The organism is Elusimicrobiaceae bacterium, from assembly GCA_017528825.1.
Lineage (GTDB): Bacteria > Elusimicrobiota > Elusimicrobia > Elusimicrobiales > Elusimicrobiaceae > Avelusimicrobium.
The window spans coordinates 22,528-41,902 of the sequence record JAFXOI010000005.1 but is presented as its reverse complement, the minus strand read 5'-3'; the positions used below and the strand labels follow the sequence as shown (position 1 = coordinate 41,902).

The window sequence follows — 19,375 nt, the reverse complement described above, 5'->3', positions numbered from 1 at the left end:
TTGCCTTAAACTGGTTTATTAATTTTCACGTGCCACAGATACTCGGTGTTGCCGTGCGTGCCTTTGATGGGGGACTCCATCAGTTCGCACCCGGTAGCACCGTATTTTTGAGCTAAATTTTCTGTTAGAAAATTTTGCACGCGCTTAATGGCCAACTGTCTGTTCTCTTCGGTTTTGACAATGCCGTGCGGCACTTGTTTGGGCGTGAGTTCGAACTGCGGTTTAATTAAAAATACAATCTCACTTTCCGGCGCCATTACCTTGATAAGCGGCTCCATAATCATCGTCAGCGAAATAAACGATACATCCACCGCAGCAAACTGCGGCGGCGTGTCAAATAAATCAGCTCTCATATAGCGGGCATTGGTTTCGGGCCGAAAGTGAAACTTGGGATTGCGCCGGATTTCATCGGCAATTTGGCCTTTGCCTACATCTACGCCGTACACTTCGCGCGCTCCGGCCTGCAACATACAATCACTAAATCCGCCCGTTGCCACACCGATATCTACACATACTTTATCTTTTACGGAAATATTCCACGCTTGCAAAGCACCTGCCAGTTTGAGGCCGCCGCGCGACACATACGGACATGATTTTTCTTTGAGTGAAATTTTATCTTCCGGCAAAATAGTGCGGTCAGCGCGGGTATCTATTTCCCCGTTGACGAGCACTTCTCCGGCCATGATAGACGCTTGGGCGCGCGTGCGGCTTGGGAAAAACCCTTGCTCCACCAGCGCCATGTCTAAGCGTAATTTTTTACTCGGCATCTTCTTCTTCCGTATTTTCAACTGCTTCAAAAGGTTCTGTAAGCAGGGCCGCCCCTTTCTTCTTGAGTGCACTTACCTTAAATTTTACTTCTTGCAACTTTTCGGTCATCTCTTTAGAAAGCGCAATGCCTTCCTCAAACAGTTTTACCGAGGCGTCTAAATCCGTTTGTTCTTCTTCCAGTTTGGCCACGATTTCTTCTAGGCGTTGCAATTTGTTTTCAAAAGTATTTTTCATTTGACCTCCGCGTGTATCATTCCGTCTTTGACCTGTATGTAAATGGTGTCGGCAGGTTTGGTTTGGCCGACTTGCGAGATGACGTTTCCGTCTTTGTCGCGCGTAATGCTATAACCGCGTCCCAACACCGCAAAGGGGCTTAATGCTTGCAATTTTTGCATGAGTAAATCGGTGCGATTTTGTGCTTGCGTGAGTTGCTTTTCAAAGGCATTTTCCAACCGTAATAACAAATCATCGAGTTGTTGTTCTTTCTCTTGTGTTAAGAGTTCGGGATGCTTAAAAATGCGGCTTTGTACAGCCAGTTCTACGCGGCTTTTGGCGCGTTCGTAAAAAAGCGATACGGCTTGAAACAAACGTTTTTGCAGTTGTGCAATATGCGTGCGGACGCCGTCGGAATTTTGGACGACCAGTTCCGCGGCGGCAGACGGAGTAGGCGCCCGTAAATCGGCCACGAAATCGGCGATGGTGTAGTCAATTTCATGCCCCACACAAGAAATTACCGGAATTTGGCTGTTATAAATGGCGCGGGCCACCGGCTCTTCGTTAAACGCCCACAAATCTTCCATGCTGCCCCCGCCGCGCCCCACGAGTAGCACGTCTAGTGCCGGTTTTAGTTTATTCAAATCTGTAATTGCTTGGGCAATTTCCGCGGCGGCTCCTTCGCCCTGCACCAAAGCCGGGGCCAGCACGACTTCTAAATTAGGACTTCGGCGGTGCAATACCGATAAAATATCTCGTATCGCCGCACCGGTGGGAGAAGTGACCACGCCGATACGGCGCGGAAAAGCAGGAATTTCACGTTTGTGTTCCGAAGCAAATAGTCCTTCGGCTTCTAATTTCTTTTTTAATTTCTCAAATTCTAAATATAAATTGCCTTGGTGTAAAATTTCCACACTGGTAATGGAAATTTGATAGCGCCCCATTTTACCGTAGCAAGTTAAATCCCCAAATACACGCACCTGCAGTCCGTCTTGCAAAAGTTGTCCGCCTTTGCGCGCATGCCATTTGAACATCACAGCTGAAAGTAAGCTGTCTTTATCTTTCAAATCAAAATATAAATGTCCGCTTTGCGCCTCGCGCAGACCGCTTACTTCCCCTTCCACAAACACACCGCGAAACACGCCCTCCATCATTTGCTTAATGGCTAAAGTGATGGCAGAGACCGTAAATACTTGGCCGCGAAACGGTGCTTCGGGTTCCATTTATTCTCCTTTGATTTTTTTCAGCCGCTCGATAAGCGCGGCTTCTTTTCCCTGTGCGGTAGGGGTAAAAAATTTCACGGGGTCGGGCATATAAGGTTGCTTCACATAATGATTAGGGAAATCGTGTGCGTACTTGTAACCGCGGTTTTTTCCGCCGGAGCGTAAATGGTCCGGTACGCGGCGCAGTTTGCCTTCGCGCACTTCCTGCAAAGCCGCATCAATGGCTAAATAAGCAGAATTGCTTTTAGGGCAGCAAGCCACATAAATAGCCGCGTGGGCCAATGGAATGCGCACTTCCGGCATGCCCAGTTCTTCTGCGGCTTGGAAGGCTGCCTGCGCAATCATAATGGCGGCCGGTTCGGCTAACCCCACATCTTCACTGGCGCAAATTAAAATACGCCGCGCAATAAAACGAGGATCTTCGCCGCTTTCGAGCATGCGCGCTAACCAATAGACGGTTGCATCCGGGTCCGAGCCGCGCATAGATTTAATAAAAGCCGAAATAATATCGTAATGTTCGTCACCCTTTTTATCATAATTTAAGTGGCGTTTTTGTATGCATTCTTGCGCAGTTTTTAGATCTACGTGTTTGAAACCGTCGGCATCCGGTTCGGTGGTGAGCACGGCAATCTCAAGTGCGTTCAAAATCTTGCGTCCGTCTCCGTTGGCCTGCGTGATAAAATAGTCTGCCGCCTCATCGGAGAGTTGTACTTTTTCGGTCGCGGCGGCGCGGTGCAAAATTTTAGCTAAATCTTTGTCTGCTAAAGCCTTAAATTCAAATACAGAAAAACGAGATAATAAAGCGCTGTTAATATAAAAATACGGATTTTCGGTAGTGATACCGATTAGAATAATATCACCCCGCTCTACGCTGGGCAGCAAAGTATCTTGTTGGGTTTTGTTGAAATGGTGAATTTCATCTAAAATCAGTAAAGTGCGCCGTTCTTCAAAAGTGGGCGTACGTGCGCGATCTTTGGCTTCGGCAATCACTTTTTTAATATCGGCTACGCCGGCAGCCGCCGCATTGAGCTCCACTACATGGGCTTGGGTACGGCTGGCCACGTAGCGTGCCGTGGCGGTTTTACCACAACCCGGAGGCCCAAAAAAAACAGCAGATTTTAAGGTATCGGTTTCCAATAGGCGGCGCAACATTTTACCCGGGCCCAACAAATGTGGTTGTCCGGCAAAATCTTCTATTTTTTTAGGTGCTTGGCGGGCGGCCAATGGCCTGAAATCGTCTTGCATTATTTAGGTTGCTCCAAGGTATTTTGTAATTGGGAAATCAAATTATCCATGCGGATGGTGTCTTCTTGCAATTTACCGCCGCTGGCAACATCTTTCAAATAGGCTTTGGCCGCAAAGTTTAAGGCCGCCGTTAAGGCTTGACGCAACGTATCAATCACATCTTCTTCTTCTTGCAAGCGTTGCATTTCCTGCTCCACCTGCGTGGCTAAATCTGCTATTTCCACATAACCCAACTCCGGAATTTCTACTTCTACCGGAATATGTTTAATTTCTACGGTTACAGTATTTTTTGCCATATATTACACCAACTCATTATTTTGTTCACTCGCTTTTGCGATTTCTTTATCTAAACGAGTTTCTAATTTTTTTAAGGTACTGATAGTGGTACGTTTCCACTCGCGCAAAGTTTTTAACTCCGTCTCATTTTGACGCAAACGGGCAATGGTTTCTTCCTGCTGACGTATTTTTTGCCGCGCGGCCAACACGTCTCGTTGTAACGTCTGTAAACGAGAAGCTGTTTGGCTAATGAGTAATTCTAACTGTTTGAGTTTTTCTTCGTGCATTATCTAAGCTCTGCTCCGAGTTTTTCTTTCAATTGAGCCACCAATGTATTAAACGCTTGTTCTGTTTCCGTATCTTTTAGCGTGCGTTCCGGCGCCGAAAAAGCCAACGTAAACGTCAGACTCTTTTTACCGGCAGGGACATGTTCCCCTTCGTACAAATCAATTAACTGAGATTGCATTTGCACCGGTAAAACGGTTTGAGAAAGCACCGCTTGGATTTGTTCAAACGGAACCTGCTTGTCGAGTATCACGGACAAATCCCGCAAGGACGGCGGGAAGGCCGCCACAGCTTGCGCAGGGGTAAATTGTTGCGCTGAAAATAATTTTTCCAAAGGTTTTAGCGAGAATTCAAAGGCCCATACTTCCGCGGCTTTGATATCCATGGCTTTTAACGTAAGCGGATGCAGTGCCCCGAAGACACCGGCTTTTTTGCCGTTCACCACAATATCCATGCAAATTTTAGGATGCATATATACGGGTGTTTTTTCCGGCTTTGCCAGTTGCACTCCGTCAAAGTGCCCCAGCAATTGTTGCACAATTCCTTTTAAGAAATAGAAATCCGGTTTTACCGTATTATGCTCAAAGAATTCTTCGGCCGGTATGTTGCCGCACAATATCCCGGAAACGGTATAAGTTTCCGTTGGAAAACCTTTGGTTAAGCTAAAGGTGCGGGTGGCTTCAAACAACGCGGCATTTTGTTGCCCGTGGCGTTGATTAAACTCTAAGTTTTTAAGTAAGGCCGGTAACAGGGTAGGGCGCAAAAAATCCCATCCTTGTGCCATGGCATTTTTGATTTTCACGGCATTTTTGGTTTCAAAACCAAACAGAGTTAATTCTTTTTCGCCTAAAAAATCAATGTTCTTACATTCATAAAAACCGAGCGCACAAAGCTGTCTGCTCAGTAGTTCCGAGAGATCTACATTTTTGGGGTTATCGGAAAAACCGACAAACGCGCGAGAGGATCCCGTCGGAATTTGGTCAAAGCCGGCAAAACGTGCGGCCTCTTCGGCTAAATCCCAGCGGTGGTTCAAATCCCGCCTGTAAGTAGGCGCCTGAAAATGCCATTTATCTGTAGTTGCGTCAAAGTGCAGCGCCAACTGTTTGAAAATGTCTTGCAAGGTGGAAGCAGGCAGTTGCGTACCCAAAATATCGTTAATTTGTTGCGCCGTAATTTCCACCACCGGGTTTTCATACGGCAGAGGATACACGTCTCTGATTTGGCTGGGGGTGCCCCCGCATACGGATGTAATTAATTGCGTAACCCGTTGCAAAGCTAGCACAGTCATACCGATATCGGCTCCGCGTTCGAAACGTTGGGAAGAGTCGGATGATACGCCGTATTTTTTAACAGTTTTGTTAATGGTGGGCGCATCAAAGTAGGCCGATTCAATAAAAATGTCTGTGGTGTTGTCGGCAATTCCCGAGTTAGCTCCTCCCATAATGCCGGCTAAAGCCGTGGCTTTTTGTGTATCTCCGATTAAAAGGGAATTCTCGTCCAAAGTTAATTCGCGCCCATCTAAAATAGTGAATTTTTCGTCTTTTTGAGCATGGCGTACCACAATGGTATCGCCCGCAATTAAATTGCGGTCAAAAGCGTGCAAGGGTTGCCCCAGCTCAAAAAGCACATAGTTGGTCATATCGATTAGCGCATTTTTGGGGTTTAGTCCCATAGCGGTTAATCGGTCTTGAATTAATTGCGGAGAGGGAACGTTTTTTACACCGTGAATTAAACGGCCGCTGTAACGCGGGCAGGCTTTTTCATCGCGGATTTCTACGGCTAAACTTTCACCTTGTCCTACGATATCGTCTATTTTGGGCAATGTAACAGGTTTGTTTAGTAAAACGCCCAGTTCGCGCGCTACGCCCAGATGAGAGAGTAAATCGGGACGATTGGAAGTAATTTCCAAGTCAAATAAGGCATCCGCTTTTCCATATAAACTGCGCACGTCTGTTCCCAATGGAATTTTTTCGTCTAATACTAAAATGCCACGGGCGCGGGTGTTGGTTAGGCCCAGTTCATCGGAAGAGCAAATCATTCCTTCACTGCGTACGCCGCGAATGGTAGCCGGGGTTAATACCGTTTTGCCCAGACGTGCTCCTACACGTGCCAAAGGTACTTTTTGCCCAACTGCTACATTGGGAGCACCGCAGACGACCCGTTGGGTTTGTCCGCCGCCTAAATCCAAGGTCACTAAGTGCAAGTGGTCGGAATCAGGATGATTTTCGATTTGAGTAATCTGCGCCACATGAACACCTTCAAAATCAGCGCCCATTTTTTCCATAGAAGCAATTTCCAGACCCAACTGGGTAAATTTTTGAGCCAGTTCTTCCGGAGTTAAATCTAAGTCGATAAAGTCTTTGAGCCAACTGTATAATATTTTCATAATTTCCTCTAAAATTGCTTCAAGATACGCAAATCATTTTCATAGAAAGCGCGTATGTCGCGAATGTTCATCATCATCATGGCCAAGCGTTCCACACCCATACCAAAGGCATATCCGCTATATTGCTCGGGGTCAATGCCGCAATTTTTCAGCACATTGGGATGTACTACGCCGGCACCTAGCATTTCAATCCATCCGGTACCTTTGCATACATTACATCCTTTTCCTGCGCAGAAAACACACTTTACATCCACTTCGGCACTGGGTTCGGTAAAGGGGAAAAAGGACGGGCGGAAACGGATTTCCGTTTTATCACCGAGCAGACCTTTCATAAAAGCGGTCAAATCCCGTTTCAAATCGGCCATGCTGACTTGTTTGTCCACATACAAACCTTCAATTTGGTGAAACACGGGGCTATGAGTAGCATCTAAACTGTCATTGCGAAACACGCGTCCCGGTGCCATGATGCGAATAGGCGGTTTGTGTTTCTCCATAAAGCGGCTTTGCACATTAGAGGTATGCGTGCGCAGTACCATGGAAAGCGGCGAGCCGGTTTGTGCAAAAAACGTATCTTGTGCGTCGCGTGCCGGATGATGTTGCGGAATGTTAAGCATATCAAAATTATGCTTTTCATCCTCTACCCAAGGGCCTTCTGCCCACGTAAAACCGAGTTTGGATAAAATGTCGGTCATGCGCTTTTGCGCAATAGAAAGCGGATGGCGCCGGCCGCCTGCCATCGGACGGGCGGGCAAGGTTAAATCCAGTTGCACGCGGTTAAGTTCTTCGTTAAGTTGTGCCGCTTCCAACGCGGTGGTTTTGGTTTCCAACGCTGTGGTTAAGGCACTTTTAAGTGCATTACCTAAAGGACCTGCCACTTTTTTGTCTTCAATAGAAAAATCTTTTAGATTTTTAAGTAGCTCCGTCAGGGCGCCTTTACGCCCTAAGACGGCTACGCGTAATTCTTCCACCGCGGGGAGATTTTCGGCCGCGGCAATTTTAGCAGTATATTCTTGCTCCAATTGGGAACAGATGGTTTGAAATTCTTGAATAGTCATAGATACTATTATTCTACTTTATTATTAAGTCTTGGCGGAAGAAATTTAAGAAAGTGTGTGAGAATTTAAATCTGCGGCAGGGCAAGCGGAAATTTGTTATACTGAGAGTGTAGTAACAATTTGATCTGTTTTTGGAACCGTTTAAGAAACGGACTTTGCCGTTAGGCAAGAGTACCCTCTCCAAAAACAGCCGATATCAGGCACAAAATGAATGGACTAATTACCCGTTTGTTTTGTGCCGAGTGTTTGCCGCTCCTTCGGGCGCGGCAGACCACGGCTGTTCTTGGTTGAAGTGAGGATACTCTCAAGCAAGATACAGCCGTTTTTTATATCCGTTTTCCAAAAATAGAAATATAACAGGAGAGTGGATATGAAAAAAAGAGGTTTTACATTAATTGAATTATTAGTGGTAGTACTGATTATCGGCATATTGTCCGCAATTGCCTTGCCGCAATATGAAAAAGCGGTGGAAAAAGCTCGCATGGCTGAAGCTTTGCAAAATATTGGAAGTCTACAACGGGCAATAGACATATACATTCTAGAAAATGGATATCAAGAATCTTATTTTATTGCTCCTCTTAGTGAGGAGACAGTCCCTTTATCTATTGATTTAAAAACCACCTTGAACTGTAGTGAGGAAGATGAATGTATGAGTAAAAATTTTAGTTATTATGCTGGTTGTAGCCCTTCCGATTGTACAATAGTAGTTCAACGTCATCCCGGTGGAATATATAGCAATCCAGAAACTTATGAATTATGGCTACAGAAAAGCAAATCTTCAAATGTTTGGCAAAAAGCCTGCTATGGAAGCGATGCAAATAAATATTGTTCTGCTTTATGGGCAGACGGATGGAGTGACTAAAATTAAAAAGCCCTGCCAATCGGCAGGGCTTTTTAATGCTTGGTTTACAGCACAGATAAATATTTTTCCAATTCGTAGCTGGAAACGTGTGTGCGGTAATTTTCCCACTCAATATCTTTGTTGGCTATAAACTTTTCAAACGTATGTTTGCCTAAGATTTGCTCTACCAGTTTAGAGTGGCGGGTTTCGTTGACGGCTTCATACAAATAGGCCGGCAAGGTGCCGATACCGCGTTGTTTGCGCTCTTGCGGTGTCATTTGGAAAATGTTTTCTTCCGTCATGGTCGGTACGGGCAATTTGCGTTTGATACCGTCTAACCCTGCGCCCAACATTACGGCAAAAGCCAAATACGGATTGCAGGCCGGGTCGGGGAAGCGGCACTCTAAACGAGTGGAATTGGGCTTGCCGGCTTTGGCCTGCGGGATGCGCACCAGCGCACTGCGGTTTTTGCGGCCCCATGCAATATAAGACGGCGCTTCATAGCCGGGCACTAAACGTTTGTACGAGTTGACCCATTGATTGGTAATAGAACAAATTTCCGGTACATGCGCCAAAATACCCGCAATATAATGTTTAGCGGTTTTGGATAAGAACAACGGATCTTTGGCATCATAAAATTGATTCTTCCCTTTTGCAAATAAGGATTGATGTACGTGCATACCGCTACCGTTAATGCCGGCTAAGGGTTTAGGCATAAAGGTTGCATACATGCCATTGGCCGCGGCAATTTGTTTCACAACGGTTTTATAGGTGATGACTTGGTCGGCCATTTTCATGGCTTCGTCATAGCGTAAATCAATTTCGTGTTGGGAAGGAGCCACTTCGTGGTGCGAATATTCCACATGTATGCCCAATTTTTCGAGCATCAGCATCGTTTGGCGGCGCACGGCATACGAAGAGTCCAACGGAATGGTGTCAAAGTATCCGCCGAAATCTAAAGTTTCGGGATTTTTATTATCCTTGAAATAAAAATACTCCAGTTCCGGCCCCACCATGAATGCGTCAAATCCGGCTTTGCGCATGGCGGCTAAATTCTTTTTCAGAATATAGCGCGGGTCACCTTCAAATTGTTTGCCGTCGGTGGTTTGAATGTCGCAGAAAAAACGGGCAATCGGTGCACCGGTCAAATCGGGCGGGAACATTTGGAAAGTATCCAAATCCGGCATGGCCACTAAGTCCGATTCATACACGCGGGCAAACCCTTCTACGGAAGAGCCGTCAAAGCCCATGCCTTCGTTCATGGCATATTCAAATTCGCGGTGGGAAAGAGACAGAGATTTTAAGTTTCCCAAAATATCTACAAACCACAATTTAATAATGTGAATGTCGTTCTTTTGAGTAGCTTCTAAAATTTGTTTAATTTTTTCTTTTTCTTGCTTTGTGCGTTCCATATTAGTACCCGTTTGATAAATTTTCTAAAAAATTATTATACAAAAAGCCCCGCGGTTTAGGCGGGGTTTTTCGAAATAAAAAGTTATTTCATGGCTTGTTTGACATCGACGCCCATTGGGGTGGGCATACCGTTTTTATTGACGCAGACCAAGGTGGTTTTTCCTTTGGTACAGAGGCGACCGTTTTGATTGGTGATGATGTTTTCAAACACGATTTTAATGTCGGACACTTCCAAAATTTTGGTGCTTACTTCAATTTCGTCAGCGTATTGAAGGGGGTACTTGTATTCCACCTCTTGCCGTGCTACTACAAAGAATAATCCTTGTTTCATCAGCTCCGGGATGGAGAACCCTTTTTCTTTCATATAAAGGGTGCGGGCTTCTTCAAAAAATTTCAAATAATTGCCGTAATATACCACGCCGCCACAATCGGTATCGTGATAAAAAATAGTTTTTTTCATTTTATTCCCCTATGATTTTAATTAAAATGCGTTTGTTGCGCTGACCGTCAAATTCCCCGTAGAAAATGGTTTCCCACGGTCCAAAGTCCAGCTGTCCTTTTGTAACTGCCACCACCACTTCACGCCCCATAATCGTACGTTTCAAATGGGCGTCTCCGTTATCTTCTCCGGTTAAATTGTGTTGGTATTTATCCAGTCCGTAAGGAGCTAATTTTTCTACCCAACGCAAAAAGTCAGCGTGCAGGCCGCGTTCATTATCATTAATAAACACCGACGAGGTAATGTGCATGGAATTAACCAAACACAAGCCTTCTTGAATGCCACTTTTAGCCAGTGCTGCTTCCACTTGCGGGGTGATATTGACGATGTCGTAAGGTTTGTCGGTACAAATAGTTAAATATTCTGTATGAGATTTCATATATAAACTATAGCAAATCCGCAACAGTTGTGGATGGCTTGCATAGCGCGTGGATTTATTTGTTACAATGTAACTATGGATCAAAAAGAACTGATGGAACGTTTGCGCAATCCGCAAAAATTTCGCAAGCAGACACAAAACGTACAAGCACAGGAACTAGTCGATCAAACCGCTAAGGCTGCTTCGTCTTCTCAGAAAACGAACAAGATGACGATGTATGTAGGCGGTGGCATATTTTTCTTAGTGTTGGTATCTTTGCTCTTCATTTTGACCGCTCAACACCGGGCAGATAATGTCTCTCGTTCTTTAGATCCAACGGTGTTAAAGGGGCTAGTGGTAGATCACACTTTCTCTCCTAATACTGGACGCAAAGTCATTCAAATTTCAGAAGGCCAAGACCGCAATGTGACGGTAGAGCAATCCGGTTCTATGTTGCCGGTGATTAGTCGTTATAATTTCCGCGCACTCACGGAGAACAATTATAAAACGATTGGGGAAGCTCCTTTTGCTTTGTCTATTAATGTAGAAGCGAACATACAAGATCCGGAATTGTTGCGTTACTTATTTAATAACGATGAGTTGGCCAAAAAATTTAAGGAAAGAGCGGACGTAGCGCCTTTGCTGGCCACTCCGGAAGCATTGGCTAATATGGCCAAGCAAGAAGAAAAGTTGCAGCGTTTCTTTGCGCAAGATATCGTACAAAAGGTGTTAGCTTCCGAAAAGGTGCTTAGAGCTTTGGCAGGCAGCCGTTTGTTTTCTTATTTATTAATTAGTAAAGCGGCTAAATACTACCGGGATCATCCGGCAGAGGCGGCTGCTTTAATTAATAACAGCCCGACGTTGCGCGCACTGAAACAAAATCCGGCGGTACGTAAAGCGGTGCAGGAAAATACGTACTTAAAAAATATTTCCGCTACACTTTTGAAATAAAATTTGCTATAATTTTATTACGGCAAGATTTTGCGGGCGTGGTTCAATGGTAGAACGCGACCTTGCCAAGGTTGAGACGAGAGTTCGATTCTCTTCGCCCGCTCCATTTAGAAGACTCCTTCGGGAGTCTTTTTTTATGGCGTTTAACTGCGCTAATTTTTCCACATTTATCTACGTAACTGCAAAGAGGGCCCAGATATTGCTTAGGCCCTAATTTTATGGGACTTTAGGTCTAAAGACTCTGTTGCCGCGTCGTAAGAAAGGCTATGCTATAAGTAGTAGGAGGGGTTATGAAGAAATTTTTAGCAATTTTTGTGTTACTGTTTTTAGTGTCAGCATCTTTTGCTCACATGAGTGAAGAACAAAGCGCTAGGGTAAATGCCGCGGCTCGTATGGCTAGCAAGGGGCAAACATTTTTGGCGCTTGCCAGACAAGGCAAAGTAGCGGAATTTAGAAAAGAACTGGTGAACGCTCCGTATTATTCGCTACAGGAGGTAGATACTCACGGAAATAACATTTTGCATTTAGCTTCTTCCAAAGAAATGTTTTCTTTTCTGTGGAATTTACTGGATGAGCATACCCGGGAAACGTTGTTGTCTCAACGCAATAAAGCCGGAGAGACCCCGATGACCGCTCACGTTATGTATAACCATGAGGATATCTTCTTGCAGTATTTTCCGCAAACAGATTTATATCAGCAATTAAAACGCACTACAATGGCTTTGCAAGGTGCCGGGCTGAATCGCCATGTAGCGGAAATTAAAAAGGAAGAGCTCATCAAACAATGCAGTATGGGTAATCAAACCATGTGGCAACTCGCGCACGCTTTGTATCAAGATACCTACACACAGCACTATCTTGCTAAACATCGTGAGTCTATGCGGGCTGTGCAGAACATGATTGCCGATGCCGCTCCTTTCCTAGTGGTGCGCGGTTAATGGGCCCACGGGTGTTATGTTGATTGACACTATTTCCGTTAACTTTGTATAATAAAATAGTCCTGAAAAGGGACTATTTTTTTCAAAAGAATAGAAAATGGCCAGATTTGATAACAAAAGAGTTTTTAAGAAAGATTTGTACACCCGCAACGGAAATATTCGTGCGGAAGAAGTCAGAGTAATTGACAGCGACGGTGCGATGATAGGCGTGTTGCCTACCCATAAAGCCATCGCGCTGGCCAAAGAACAAGAGCTGGACTTAGTGGAAATTTCACCCAACGCCCAGCCGCCTGTTTGTAAAATACTCGATTACAACAAGTATGTTTTCGAACAGAGCAAAAAAGAGAAAGACGCCAAGAAAAAGCAGAGCAAAGTAACCTTAAAAGAGTTGCGCATTAAATCGCGTATTGCTCCGCATGATTTGGACGTCAAACTTAGACAAATCGAAGGATTTTTGAAAAAGAAAGATCAAGTGCGTTTAGTGGTCGTGTTTCACGGCCGCGAAAATCAGCACAAGGAACTAGGTGAGCAGATGCTCAACGACGCGGCTAAGCGTTTAGAGCCTCTTGCCACGGTAGACGGCGGATTGCAGCAGTTGGGCAATCGGATGTCTATGACCTTTGTTCCTAAGAATTAACTTTCTTTTGATAAAAAACACCTGCCCGCGCAGGGTTTGCGTAGGGGAGGGGCGTCGGTCCGTTTCGTTCGGGCCTCGCTAACTTACTAAAAGGAAATTAAAATGCCTAAAATGAAAAACCACAGCGGAGCCAAAAAACGCTTTCGCTTAACAGCCAAGGGTAAATATACCCACCGCAAAGCCGGCAGAAAACATTTGCTTACGCCTGTTTCTGCTTCTCGTAAACACGACATGCGCCAAACCGGAGTGATTGAAAAGAACTCCATCAACGGACGCATCTTGCAGAAACAAATGCCGATGGCAAAATAAGAGGTGAAGCAATATGAGAATTAAATTCAGCGTTCCCCGGCACGCCCGGAAGAAAAAATTATTAAGAGCCGCCAGCGGCTATTACGGAGATAAATCCCGTCGTTTACGTATGGCTACCCAGCAATTGGGTAAATCGTGGGTACACTCTTATGTGGACCGCCGCGATAAAAAACATACGTATCGCCAATTGTGGATTACCCGTATCAACGCTGCCGTGCGCGAAGAAGGCTTAAGCTATTCTAAGTTCATTAACGGGCTTACGAAAGCCGGTATCACCTTAAACCGCAAAATGTTGTCTGAAATGGCGATTAAGGACCCCGTGTCTTTCAAACAACTCGTAGATGTAGCCAAGAAAGCTTAATTGTAAAGCACAACTTTAGTTGTATATTTACAAAAACCCCGACACAAATTGTGTCGGGGTTTTGTTATTTAACAGCAACCACAAGCGGTATTTTCTTCAGGTATATTTAATAATTTAAAGTAATTTAAAGAAGTTTTGTTTGGATGATTACAATCGTCTGTCATCAGTTCGAAATGTCCGTCTTGGAAATAACAGATACAAACATCTTCTTTTTTATATTCTGCTGCTACTAAACCAGTACCATTAGTCGGTGAAGAAGTATAAACAAAATTTTTTGTTTCTCTACCTAAATCAGAAACTATTGAGCTTATTCCTCCGCCGTTTCCTGCCACACCAATGTCTATTCCCATTTCTTCAAAAGTACAATAATCCTCGCCAGTAGCTAATTTGCATGTTTGTTGTGCTTCTCCCATTGTTTTTAGGTTAAGCATAGCTTCTGCAAAGTCAGCTTTTTTAACAGCTTTTTGATATTGCGGCAAGGCAATGGCAGACAAAATGCCAATAATCAGTACCACTACCAGTAGTTCTATAAGAGTAAAACCTTGTTTGCGTTTCATATTCATTCTCCTTATTAGTTTTTGCTTTTGGAAAACGGATATGAAAAACGGCTGTTTACCTTGAGCCCTTATCCCAGATCCCAAAAGCAAACAGCCGTAGTTTACCGCCAAAAGGCGGTAAACATTGAGCACAAAACAAACGGGTAATTAAGCCGTTCATTTTGTGCTTTATATCGGCTGTTTTTGGCGGGATAAGGACCCTTTTAGGGCTCTCCGTATTCCATATACGGTTCCAAAAACAGATCAAATTGTATACGTCTTTTTTAGTATAACAAATTTTGCATATTGCAAGTTGCAAATTATCGGTAAGAAATGGGGAATGTAAAACTTTTAAGGTTGGATCATTTTGAAAAATTCTTCCGGAGTAATTACGGGTACACCTAATGTTTGTGCTTTTTTCAATTTGAGTCCGGCGGCTTTTGCGGCTACCACAAAAGAGGTTTTAGAGGAAACGGTGCCGCTGGTTTTGGCTCCGTGTTGTCGTGCAAGTAACTCTGCCTGCGTGCGGGAGAGACCCTCTATTTCTCCGGTAAATACAATCGTTTTCCCTTCTAATACGCGGGAAGAAACTTGTTTTTCCGGCTGGGTAAAGTTGACACCTAATTGACGCAATTTTTCTATCTGTTCCCGAGCGGCCGGATCATGAAAGAAATCATACACGCTTTGGGAAACTGCCTCGCCAATGTCGGGAATGTTTTGCAATTCTTCACGGCTGGCCTGCATTAAAGCATCCAAGGTATGAAAATGATCTGCTAAAGTTTCCGCAGTTTTAGCCCCTACAAAGGCAATCCCCAGTGCAAAAAGCAAGCGTGAGAGAGGACGTTTTTTGCTGGCCTCTAATCCGTCGAGTAAATTTTGAGATTTTTTTTCTTTGAAATTTTCCAGTGATAATAAATGGAAAAAGTGAAGTTGATATAAATCGGCAAAATCTTTTACGAAATTACGGTCTACCAGTTCTTCAACGGCGGCATCACCCATGCCGTCGATATCCATAGCTCCTCGGCTGGCATAGTGCAAAATGCGCCCCTTCACTTGGGCCGGACAGGCGGGATTGACACAATAGTATCCCACTTCCCCTTCAGCTTTATAAACCGGCCGTCCGCAGGCGGGGCATGTTGTCGGCGGCACAATTTCTTCTTGACCGATATGCTCCACCACCTTAACTACTTTTGGAATTACTTCTCCGGCGCGCTCGATAATAATTTTATCCCCGACACGCAGACCTAAGCGTTTAATTTCGTCAAAATTATGTAAGGTAGCATTGGAAATTACTACCCCGGCACACGATACCGGTTGCACTTGGGCCACCGGTGTGATAATGCCCGAACGTCCCACGGAAAATAAAACATGATTGACGGTGGTGGTGGCTTGTTCGGCGGGATATTTAAAAGCGATGGCCCAACGCGGACTTTTAGCCGTGTTACCCAAAATCAATTGTTGCTCAAAAGAATTGACTTTAATGACCAGCCCGTCTGTATCAAAGGGTAACTCATGGCGCTGCGTGTCAAAATCTTTATAAAACTGAATAATTTGTTTAATATCCGCAGTTTGCAGTCGTACCGGTGAAACGTCAAAACCCCATTGTTGGCAAGCAGCGATAAATCCGCTAAAACTTTCTGCCATAATATCGCCGCGACCAAACGAATGAGCAAAAAAACGTAGAGGCCGGGAGGCAGAAATGGCAGGGTCTTTTTGACGCAGAGAACCGGCCGCCGCATTGCGGGTATTGGCAAAAATTAATTGGTTTTGGGCTGCCTGTTTTTCATTTAAGGAGGCCAAATCAGCTTTGTTCAAATAAATTTCACCGCGTATTTCCAGCACGCCGGCAGGTGCATTTTGCAGGCGGTGCGGAATGCCGTGTACATGCAGTACATTGGCGGTAATATCTTCCCCTACTTTGCCGTCTCCTCTGCTGGCCGCAGTAGTAAGCACGCCGTCTACATAACTAAGCGAGCAAGACACTCCGTCAATTTTTGCTTCCAACACCATTTCAAAAGAAGTATTGGCTAGCCCTTTACAGCAACGTTCATGCCAAGCCAACACGTCTTGCGCATTGTAGGAATTATCCAAACTCATCATTGGTACTCCATGGGTAACGGGAGCAAACGTAGCGCTGGCGCGGCCGCCTATTTTTTGTGTAGGAGAATCAACGGTGATGAACTGCGGGTAGCGAGATTCCAACTCTTTTAATCGCTGATACAGCTCGTCATACTGTGTGTCGGAAAGAATAGGGTCATCTAAATCATAATACTGATGATTGTGAAATTCTATTTCTTTACGCAGACGGGCAATTTCTTCGGCAGGATTAAAAGCCATAACGTTTCTTTATTTACGTTCTTTTTTCAACTGGTCAAGTAAGCCGTTGATAAATTTGCTGGAATTATCGGTAGAAAATTTTTTGGCCAGCTCAATAGCTTCGTCAATAATAGCCGGCACCGGAGTTTTTTCTTTGCTAAATACTAGTTCGTAAGCAGCCATACGCAAAATGGAACGGTCTACTACTGACATTCGGTTAATAGTCCAGTTCTTGGCATATTTGGATACGAGGATATCAATTTGAGGTAAGTAGTGAGCAGTGCCGTCTACCAAATCTTTGCAGAACGGAAAGTATTCGCCCAGTTCTCTCTCAAAATCAGCCGTATAGGGCGCCACTTGGGTGCCGTCAGCCAATTTGGCACTGTCGGCATAGTATAAACATTGCAAAGCACATTCGCGGGCCATCCTTCGGTTACTCATGTTTTTCCCCTTATCCAACTGCTTTGTTTCATTCTACTAAATTTTATATGTTGCGTGCAGAATGGGCTTACAAATAATTAATCTTTTTGTAAAGCAAAGACTATTTCCAACCATATACTTCTAATGCATTCTGCGTGGTGATTTCGGCCAGTTTTTCAACCGGCATATCTAAGTAATCAGCTACCCACTGTGCAATCAACGGGATGTTAGAGGGATCATTGCGGGTGCCGCGTTTGCCTTGCGGAGACAAATACGGGCAATCCGTTTCTAACACCAAATGACGGGCTCCTACTTTTTTAACGGCTTGCCGGATATATTCATTTTTCTTATAGGTAAAACATCCGTTAATACCCAGCAATAATCCATAATCTAAGGCTTGAGCGGCCTGCTCATATCCGGCGGAAAAACAATGTAATATGCCGCTATGAGAACGCGGCAGAGGCGTCCATTCGTGTTTGAGTATTTCAAACGTTTTGAGGTACGGGGTATAATCTTCTTCTTGACGGCGCACATGTAAGACAATGGGTTTTTGTACAGAGTTAGCCAGCGCAATCATTTGATGCAGCGTATGCAGTTGAATATCTTCCGGACACTCTGCTAAATAAAAATAATCCAGCCCGATTTCACCCACCGCCACCACGCGCGGGTCTTTAAGTAGTTCGGTTAAACGGGCTTGTTCATGGGGAGTATAAGTGTGGGCAAATTCCGGATGAATTCCCAAAGCGCACACCGTATGTTGCGGATATTGCGTACACAAATTTAGAGCGGGTTCCCACTCGTCTGTTTGACAGCCAATTTCCACCCATCGCGTTACGCCCGTCTCTTGCATACGACGGATAACTTCGGCACGATCCTGTTCAAAAGCAGGATCTAATAAATGGGCGTGCGAATCCAAGAAATACATATTATTTCTCAAAAGCCATACAGCAATTGCCCAGCATACATTCGGTGCAAGTGCATGTATTTTTGTGATGTGTTTTGACGGCCTTTAATAATTTTTTGGCAAAGTCCGTTAAGGTTGGGTCGCGTGCTCCCAGTACCAGTAAAATATCTCCGGGTTGAGCGGCCGCGGCCATATCCGCCAGTAAATGTTCGCGGCACGGGTCAAAATGTGCATTGACCCCATTGGCTTTCAAGCCGTCATATACGCTTTTGCTGGTAATTCCTTGCGGAATGGTGCCGCCCGGATAATATACTTCGGTAAGCCATAACCCGTCATTAGGGCCGATACATTGGCTTAAATTTTCCACAAATTCGGGTGTGAGCAATTTAATAGAAGTGAAAGCATGCGGCTGATAAAACGCCAGTACACGTTTTCCTCGTAAATGTGCGGCATCAATCGTAGCATGTAATTTGTGTGGATTGTGAGCAAAATCATCAATCACTTCAATGTTGTTGTATGAACCGATAGAAGCAAAGCGACGCGCAATGCCTGAAAATTTCTCCAGAGCGGCTGCGGCAGTCTTTAAATCTACGTCGCATTCCAACGCTGCGGCTACGGCCGCGGTGGCATTGGCGATATTATGCAGGCCCGGGATGTTAAGATGAAATTTTTGTCCGTTAATTTCAAAGTCAGATCCGAACCCATTGGCGCGGATATTTTCCGGATGAATATCTCCTTGATGCAAACCAAATGTTTTGCAACCGGCTCCGGCAGCTTTGAGATTATCTTCTTCTACATTGACCACCGCTTTTTGGCAGTGTTTGATAAATTGAGTAAAAAATCCTTGCAAGACATCCAGCTCTTTATGGTCTTTGCGCAAATTCAAACACAATCCCAAATACGGATGATATTTGACGATAGAGCCGTCGCTTTCGTCGGCCTCAATGACCAGTAAGTCCGAAGCTCCTTTATACACATTGCCAAACACGCCCTGCTCTTTTTGCAAAGACAAAATGGCCGCTCCGGTGATGACGGAAGGGCTTTTGCCGGCGTAAGCTAAAATTTCATACACCATGGCGGTGGTAGTGCTTTTGCCGCTGGTGCCGGAAACGGCAATCGTGCGATGTTCGGCTACGTGTTTAGCCAATAATTCCGAGCGGTGCATGGTGGGAATATCCAGCTCTTTGGCTTTTTTAATTTCCGGGTTGTCGCTTTCAATGGCAGACGATAAAATCACTAAGTCTGTATCTTTATCGAGCCCACTACCGTCCTGCGGAAAAAGAGAGATATTTAATTTTTTTAAGTATTCCCACAGAGCCAAATCTGTATATCCTTTATTGATTAAGCGGTCAGAACCGGTGACTGTATCTCCGCTCATGGCATGCAGTTGCGCCAGTGCACTCATGCCTACTCCGCCAATTCCTACAAAGTGAATTTTCAT

Annotated in this window: 21 protein-coding genes, 1 tRNA gene and 1 pseudogene; 7 read left to right on the top strand and 16 right to left on the bottom strand. The window is 44.8% G+C overall.

From position 1 onward, the window contains the following. Positions 1–5: 5 nt before the first annotated feature. From IKN49_02065 to pheS, 8 genes are read right to left on the bottom strand one after another with little or no spacing between them, the layout of a single operon-like run. Entirely contained in the window at positions 6–767 is a 762-nt protein-coding gene (locus IKN49_02065; protein ID MBR3631835.1) for a TlyA family RNA methyltransferase, read from the bottom strand. Continuing rightward, positions 757–1,002, bottom strand: coding sequence for an exodeoxyribonuclease VII small subunit (gene xseB / locus IKN49_02060; GenBank protein MBR3631834.1), 246 nt, complete (start codon positions 1,000–1,002; stop codon positions 757–759). Before xseB ends, IKN49_02065 begins: the two co-directional genes overlap by 11 nt. Next, positions 999–2,204: an exodeoxyribonuclease VII large subunit gene (gene xseA / locus IKN49_02055; protein ID MBR3631833.1), complete on the bottom strand. Its 1,206-nt coding sequence runs from the start codon at positions 2,202–2,204 to the stop codon at positions 999–1,001. Before xseA ends, xseB begins: the two co-directional genes overlap by 4 nt. Beyond that, positions 2,205–3,449: a replication-associated recombination protein A gene (locus IKN49_02050; GenBank protein MBR3631832.1), complete on the bottom strand. Its 1,245-nt coding sequence runs from the start codon at positions 3,447–3,449 to the stop codon at positions 2,205–2,207. It abuts the gene before it with no gap. Next, positions 3,449–3,745, bottom strand: coding sequence for a cell division protein ZapA (zapA, locus tag IKN49_02045; GenBank protein ID MBR3631831.1), 297 nt, complete (start codon positions 3,743–3,745; stop codon positions 3,449–3,451). Before zapA ends, IKN49_02050 begins: the two co-directional genes overlap by 1 nt. A gap of 3 nt (positions 3,746–3,748) precedes the next feature. Beyond that, complete coding sequence (locus IKN49_02040) at positions 3,749–4,012, bottom strand: hypothetical protein (protein ID MBR3631830.1); 264 nt, start codon at positions 4,010–4,012, stop codon at positions 3,749–3,751. Beyond that, positions 4,012–6,396: a phenylalanine--tRNA ligase subunit beta gene (locus IKN49_02035; GenBank protein ID MBR3631829.1), complete on the bottom strand. Its 2,385-nt coding sequence runs from the start codon at positions 6,394–6,396 to the stop codon at positions 4,012–4,014. The genes IKN49_02040 and IKN49_02035 overlap by 1 nt, the downstream gene beginning before the upstream one ends. 8 nt (positions 6,397–6,404) lie before the next feature. Beyond that, positions 6,405–7,451: a phenylalanine--tRNA ligase subunit alpha gene (gene pheS / locus IKN49_02030; protein ID MBR3631828.1), complete on the bottom strand. Its 1,047-nt coding sequence runs from the start codon at positions 7,449–7,451 to the stop codon at positions 6,405–6,407. A 370-nt stretch (positions 7,452–7,821) separates the two neighbouring features. On the opposite strand from pheS, the pseudogene IKN49_02025 reads away from it, so the two are divergent. After that, a pseudogene (locus tag IKN49_02025) lies at positions 7,822–7,944 on the top strand (pilin). A gap of 413 nt (positions 7,945–8,357) precedes the next feature. On the opposite strand, the gene glnA reads toward IKN49_02025, so the two are convergent. The 3 genes from glnA to IKN49_02010 all read right to left on the bottom strand — a co-directional run bounded on the left by glnA (position 8,358) and on the right by IKN49_02010 (position 10,583). Beyond that, a complete protein-coding gene (glnA, locus tag IKN49_02020; GenBank protein MBR3631827.1) occupies positions 8,358–9,704 on the bottom strand; it encodes a type I glutamate--ammonia ligase in 1,347 nt (448 codons plus the stop codon). 83 nt (positions 9,705–9,787) lie between these two features. Next, positions 9,788–10,165: an acyl-CoA thioesterase gene (locus IKN49_02015; GenBank protein MBR3631826.1), complete on the bottom strand. Its 378-nt coding sequence runs from the start codon at positions 10,163–10,165 to the stop codon at positions 9,788–9,790. Between the two features lies 1 nt (position 10,166). Continuing rightward, positions 10,167–10,583 carry a secondary thiamine-phosphate synthase enzyme YjbQ gene (locus IKN49_02010; GenBank protein ID MBR3631825.1) on the bottom strand — a complete coding sequence of 139 codons (417 nt, stop codon included), beginning with the start codon at positions 10,581–10,583 and terminating at the stop codon, positions 10,167–10,169. 75 nt (positions 10,584–10,658) lie between these two features. On the opposite strand from IKN49_02010, the gene IKN49_02005 reads away from it, so the two are divergent. From IKN49_02005 to rplT, 6 genes are all read left to right on the top strand, one after another. Continuing rightward, positions 10,659–11,513, top strand: coding sequence for a hypothetical protein (locus IKN49_02005; protein MBR3631824.1), 855 nt, complete (start codon positions 10,659–10,661; stop codon positions 11,511–11,513). 32 nt (positions 11,514–11,545) lie between these two features. Next, a tRNA-Gly gene (locus IKN49_02000) sits at positions 11,546–11,619 on the top strand. A 184-nt stretch (positions 11,620–11,803) separates the two neighbouring features. After that, positions 11,804–12,451 (top strand): hypothetical protein, encoded by a 648-nt coding sequence (locus tag IKN49_01995; protein ID MBR3631823.1) that lies wholly within the window; start codon positions 11,804–11,806, stop codon positions 12,449–12,451. A 97-nt stretch (positions 12,452–12,548) separates the two neighbouring features. Continuing rightward, positions 12,549–13,088: a translation initiation factor IF-3 gene (infC, locus tag IKN49_01990; protein ID MBR3631822.1), complete on the top strand. Its 540-nt coding sequence runs from the start codon at positions 12,549–12,551 to the stop codon at positions 13,086–13,088. A gap of 102 nt (positions 13,089–13,190) precedes the next feature. Further along, complete coding sequence (rpmI, locus tag IKN49_01985; GenBank protein ID MBR3631821.1) at positions 13,191–13,397, top strand: 50S ribosomal protein L35; 207 nt, start codon at positions 13,191–13,193, stop codon at positions 13,395–13,397. Between the two features lie 13 nt (positions 13,398–13,410). After that, positions 13,411–13,758 (top strand): 50S ribosomal protein L20, encoded by a 348-nt coding sequence (gene rplT, locus IKN49_01980; GenBank protein ID MBR3631820.1) that lies wholly within the window; start codon positions 13,411–13,413, stop codon positions 13,756–13,758. Positions 13,759–13,826: 68 nt separating this feature from the next. Here rplT and IKN49_01975 read toward each other — a convergent pair whose 3' ends face one another. From IKN49_01975 to IKN49_01955, 5 genes are all read right to left on the bottom strand, one after another. Further along, the gene (locus IKN49_01975) at positions 13,827–14,315 is read right to left on the bottom strand and encodes a type II secretion system protein (protein ID MBR3631819.1); all 489 of its coding nucleotides are present in this window, start codon (positions 14,313–14,315) and stop codon (positions 13,827–13,829) included. 330 nt (positions 14,316–14,645) lie between these two features. Then, positions 14,646–16,631 (bottom strand): NAD-dependent DNA ligase LigA, encoded by a 1,986-nt coding sequence (gene ligA / locus IKN49_01970; GenBank protein ID MBR3631818.1) that lies wholly within the window; start codon positions 16,629–16,631, stop codon positions 14,646–14,648. A 9-nt stretch (positions 16,632–16,640) separates the two neighbouring features. Next, a complete protein-coding gene (gene nusB / locus IKN49_01965; GenBank protein MBR3631817.1) occupies positions 16,641–17,051 on the bottom strand; it encodes a transcription antitermination factor NusB in 411 nt (136 codons plus the stop codon). 100 nt (positions 17,052–17,151) lie between these two features. Beyond that, on the bottom strand, positions 17,152–17,955 hold the full coding sequence (locus tag IKN49_01960) for a TatD family hydrolase (GenBank protein ID MBR3631816.1): 804 nt from the start codon (positions 17,953–17,955) through the stop codon (positions 17,152–17,154). A gap of 1 nt (position 17,956) precedes the next feature. Further along, the gene (locus IKN49_01955) at positions 17,957–19,375 is read right to left on the bottom strand and encodes a hypothetical protein (protein MBR3631815.1); all 1,419 of its coding nucleotides are present in this window, start codon (positions 19,373–19,375) and stop codon (positions 17,957–17,959) included.

Bases quoted from the DNA above. Each gene is read 5' to 3' on its own strand.
- IKN49_02065 (MBR3631835.1), bottom strand. From the start codon at position 767: ATGCCGAGTAAAAAATTACGCTTAGACATGGCGCTGGTGGAGCAAGGG.
- xseB (MBR3631834.1), bottom strand. From the start codon at position 1,002: ATGAAAAATACTTTTGAAAACAAATTGCAACGCCTAGAAGAAATCGTG.
- xseA (MBR3631833.1), bottom strand. From the start codon at position 2,204: ATGGAACCCGAAGCACCGTTTCGCGGCCAAGTATTTACGGTCTCTGCC.
- IKN49_02050 (MBR3631832.1), bottom strand. From the start codon at position 3,449: ATGCAAGACGATTTCAGGCCATTGGCCGCCCGCCAAGCACCTAAAAAA.
- zapA (MBR3631831.1), bottom strand. From the start codon at position 3,745: ATGGCAAAAAATACTGTAACCGTAGAAATTAAACATATTCCGGTAGAA.
- IKN49_02040 (MBR3631830.1), bottom strand. From the start codon at position 4,012: ATGCACGAAGAAAAACTCAAACAGTTAGAATTACTCATTAGCCAAACA.
- IKN49_02035 (MBR3631829.1), bottom strand. From the start codon at position 6,396: ATGAAAATATTATACAGTTGGCTCAAAGACTTTATCGACTTAGATTTA.
- pheS (MBR3631828.1), bottom strand. From the start codon at position 7,451: ATGACTATTCAAGAATTTCAAACCATCTGTTCCCAATTGGAGCAAGAA.
- glnA (MBR3631827.1), bottom strand. From the start codon at position 9,704: ATGGAACGCACAAAGCAAGAAAAAGAAAAAATTAAACAAATTTTAGAA.
- IKN49_02015 (MBR3631826.1), bottom strand. From the start codon at position 10,165: ATGAAAAAAACTATTTTTTATCACGATACCGATTGTGGCGGCGTGGTA.
- IKN49_02010 (MBR3631825.1), bottom strand. From the start codon at position 10,583: ATGAAATCTCATACAGAATATTTAACTATTTGTACCGACAAACCTTAC.
- IKN49_02005 (MBR3631824.1), top strand. From the start codon at position 10,659: ATGGATCAAAAAGAACTGATGGAACGTTTGCGCAATCCGCAAAAATTT.
- IKN49_01995 (MBR3631823.1), top strand. From the start codon at position 11,804: ATGAAGAAATTTTTAGCAATTTTTGTGTTACTGTTTTTAGTGTCAGCA.
- infC (MBR3631822.1), top strand. From the start codon at position 12,549: ATGGCCAGATTTGATAACAAAAGAGTTTTTAAGAAAGATTTGTACACC.
- rpmI (MBR3631821.1), top strand. From the start codon at position 13,191: ATGCCTAAAATGAAAAACCACAGCGGAGCCAAAAAACGCTTTCGCTTA.
- rplT (MBR3631820.1), top strand. From the start codon at position 13,411: ATGAGAATTAAATTCAGCGTTCCCCGGCACGCCCGGAAGAAAAAATTA.
- IKN49_01975 (MBR3631819.1), bottom strand. From the start codon at position 14,315: ATGAAACGCAAACAAGGTTTTACTCTTATAGAACTACTGGTAGTGGTA.
- ligA (MBR3631818.1), bottom strand. From the start codon at position 16,631: ATGGCTTTTAATCCTGCCGAAGAAATTGCCCGTCTGCGTAAAGAAATA.
- nusB (MBR3631817.1), bottom strand. From the start codon at position 17,051: ATGAGTAACCGAAGGATGGCCCGCGAATGTGCTTTGCAATGTTTATAC.
- IKN49_01960 (MBR3631816.1), bottom strand. From the start codon at position 17,955: ATGTATTTCTTGGATTCGCACGCCCATTTATTAGATCCTGCTTTTGAA.
- IKN49_01955 (MBR3631815.1), bottom strand. From the start codon at position 19,375: ATGAAAATTCACTTTGTAGGAATTGGCGGAGTAGGCATGAGTGCACTG.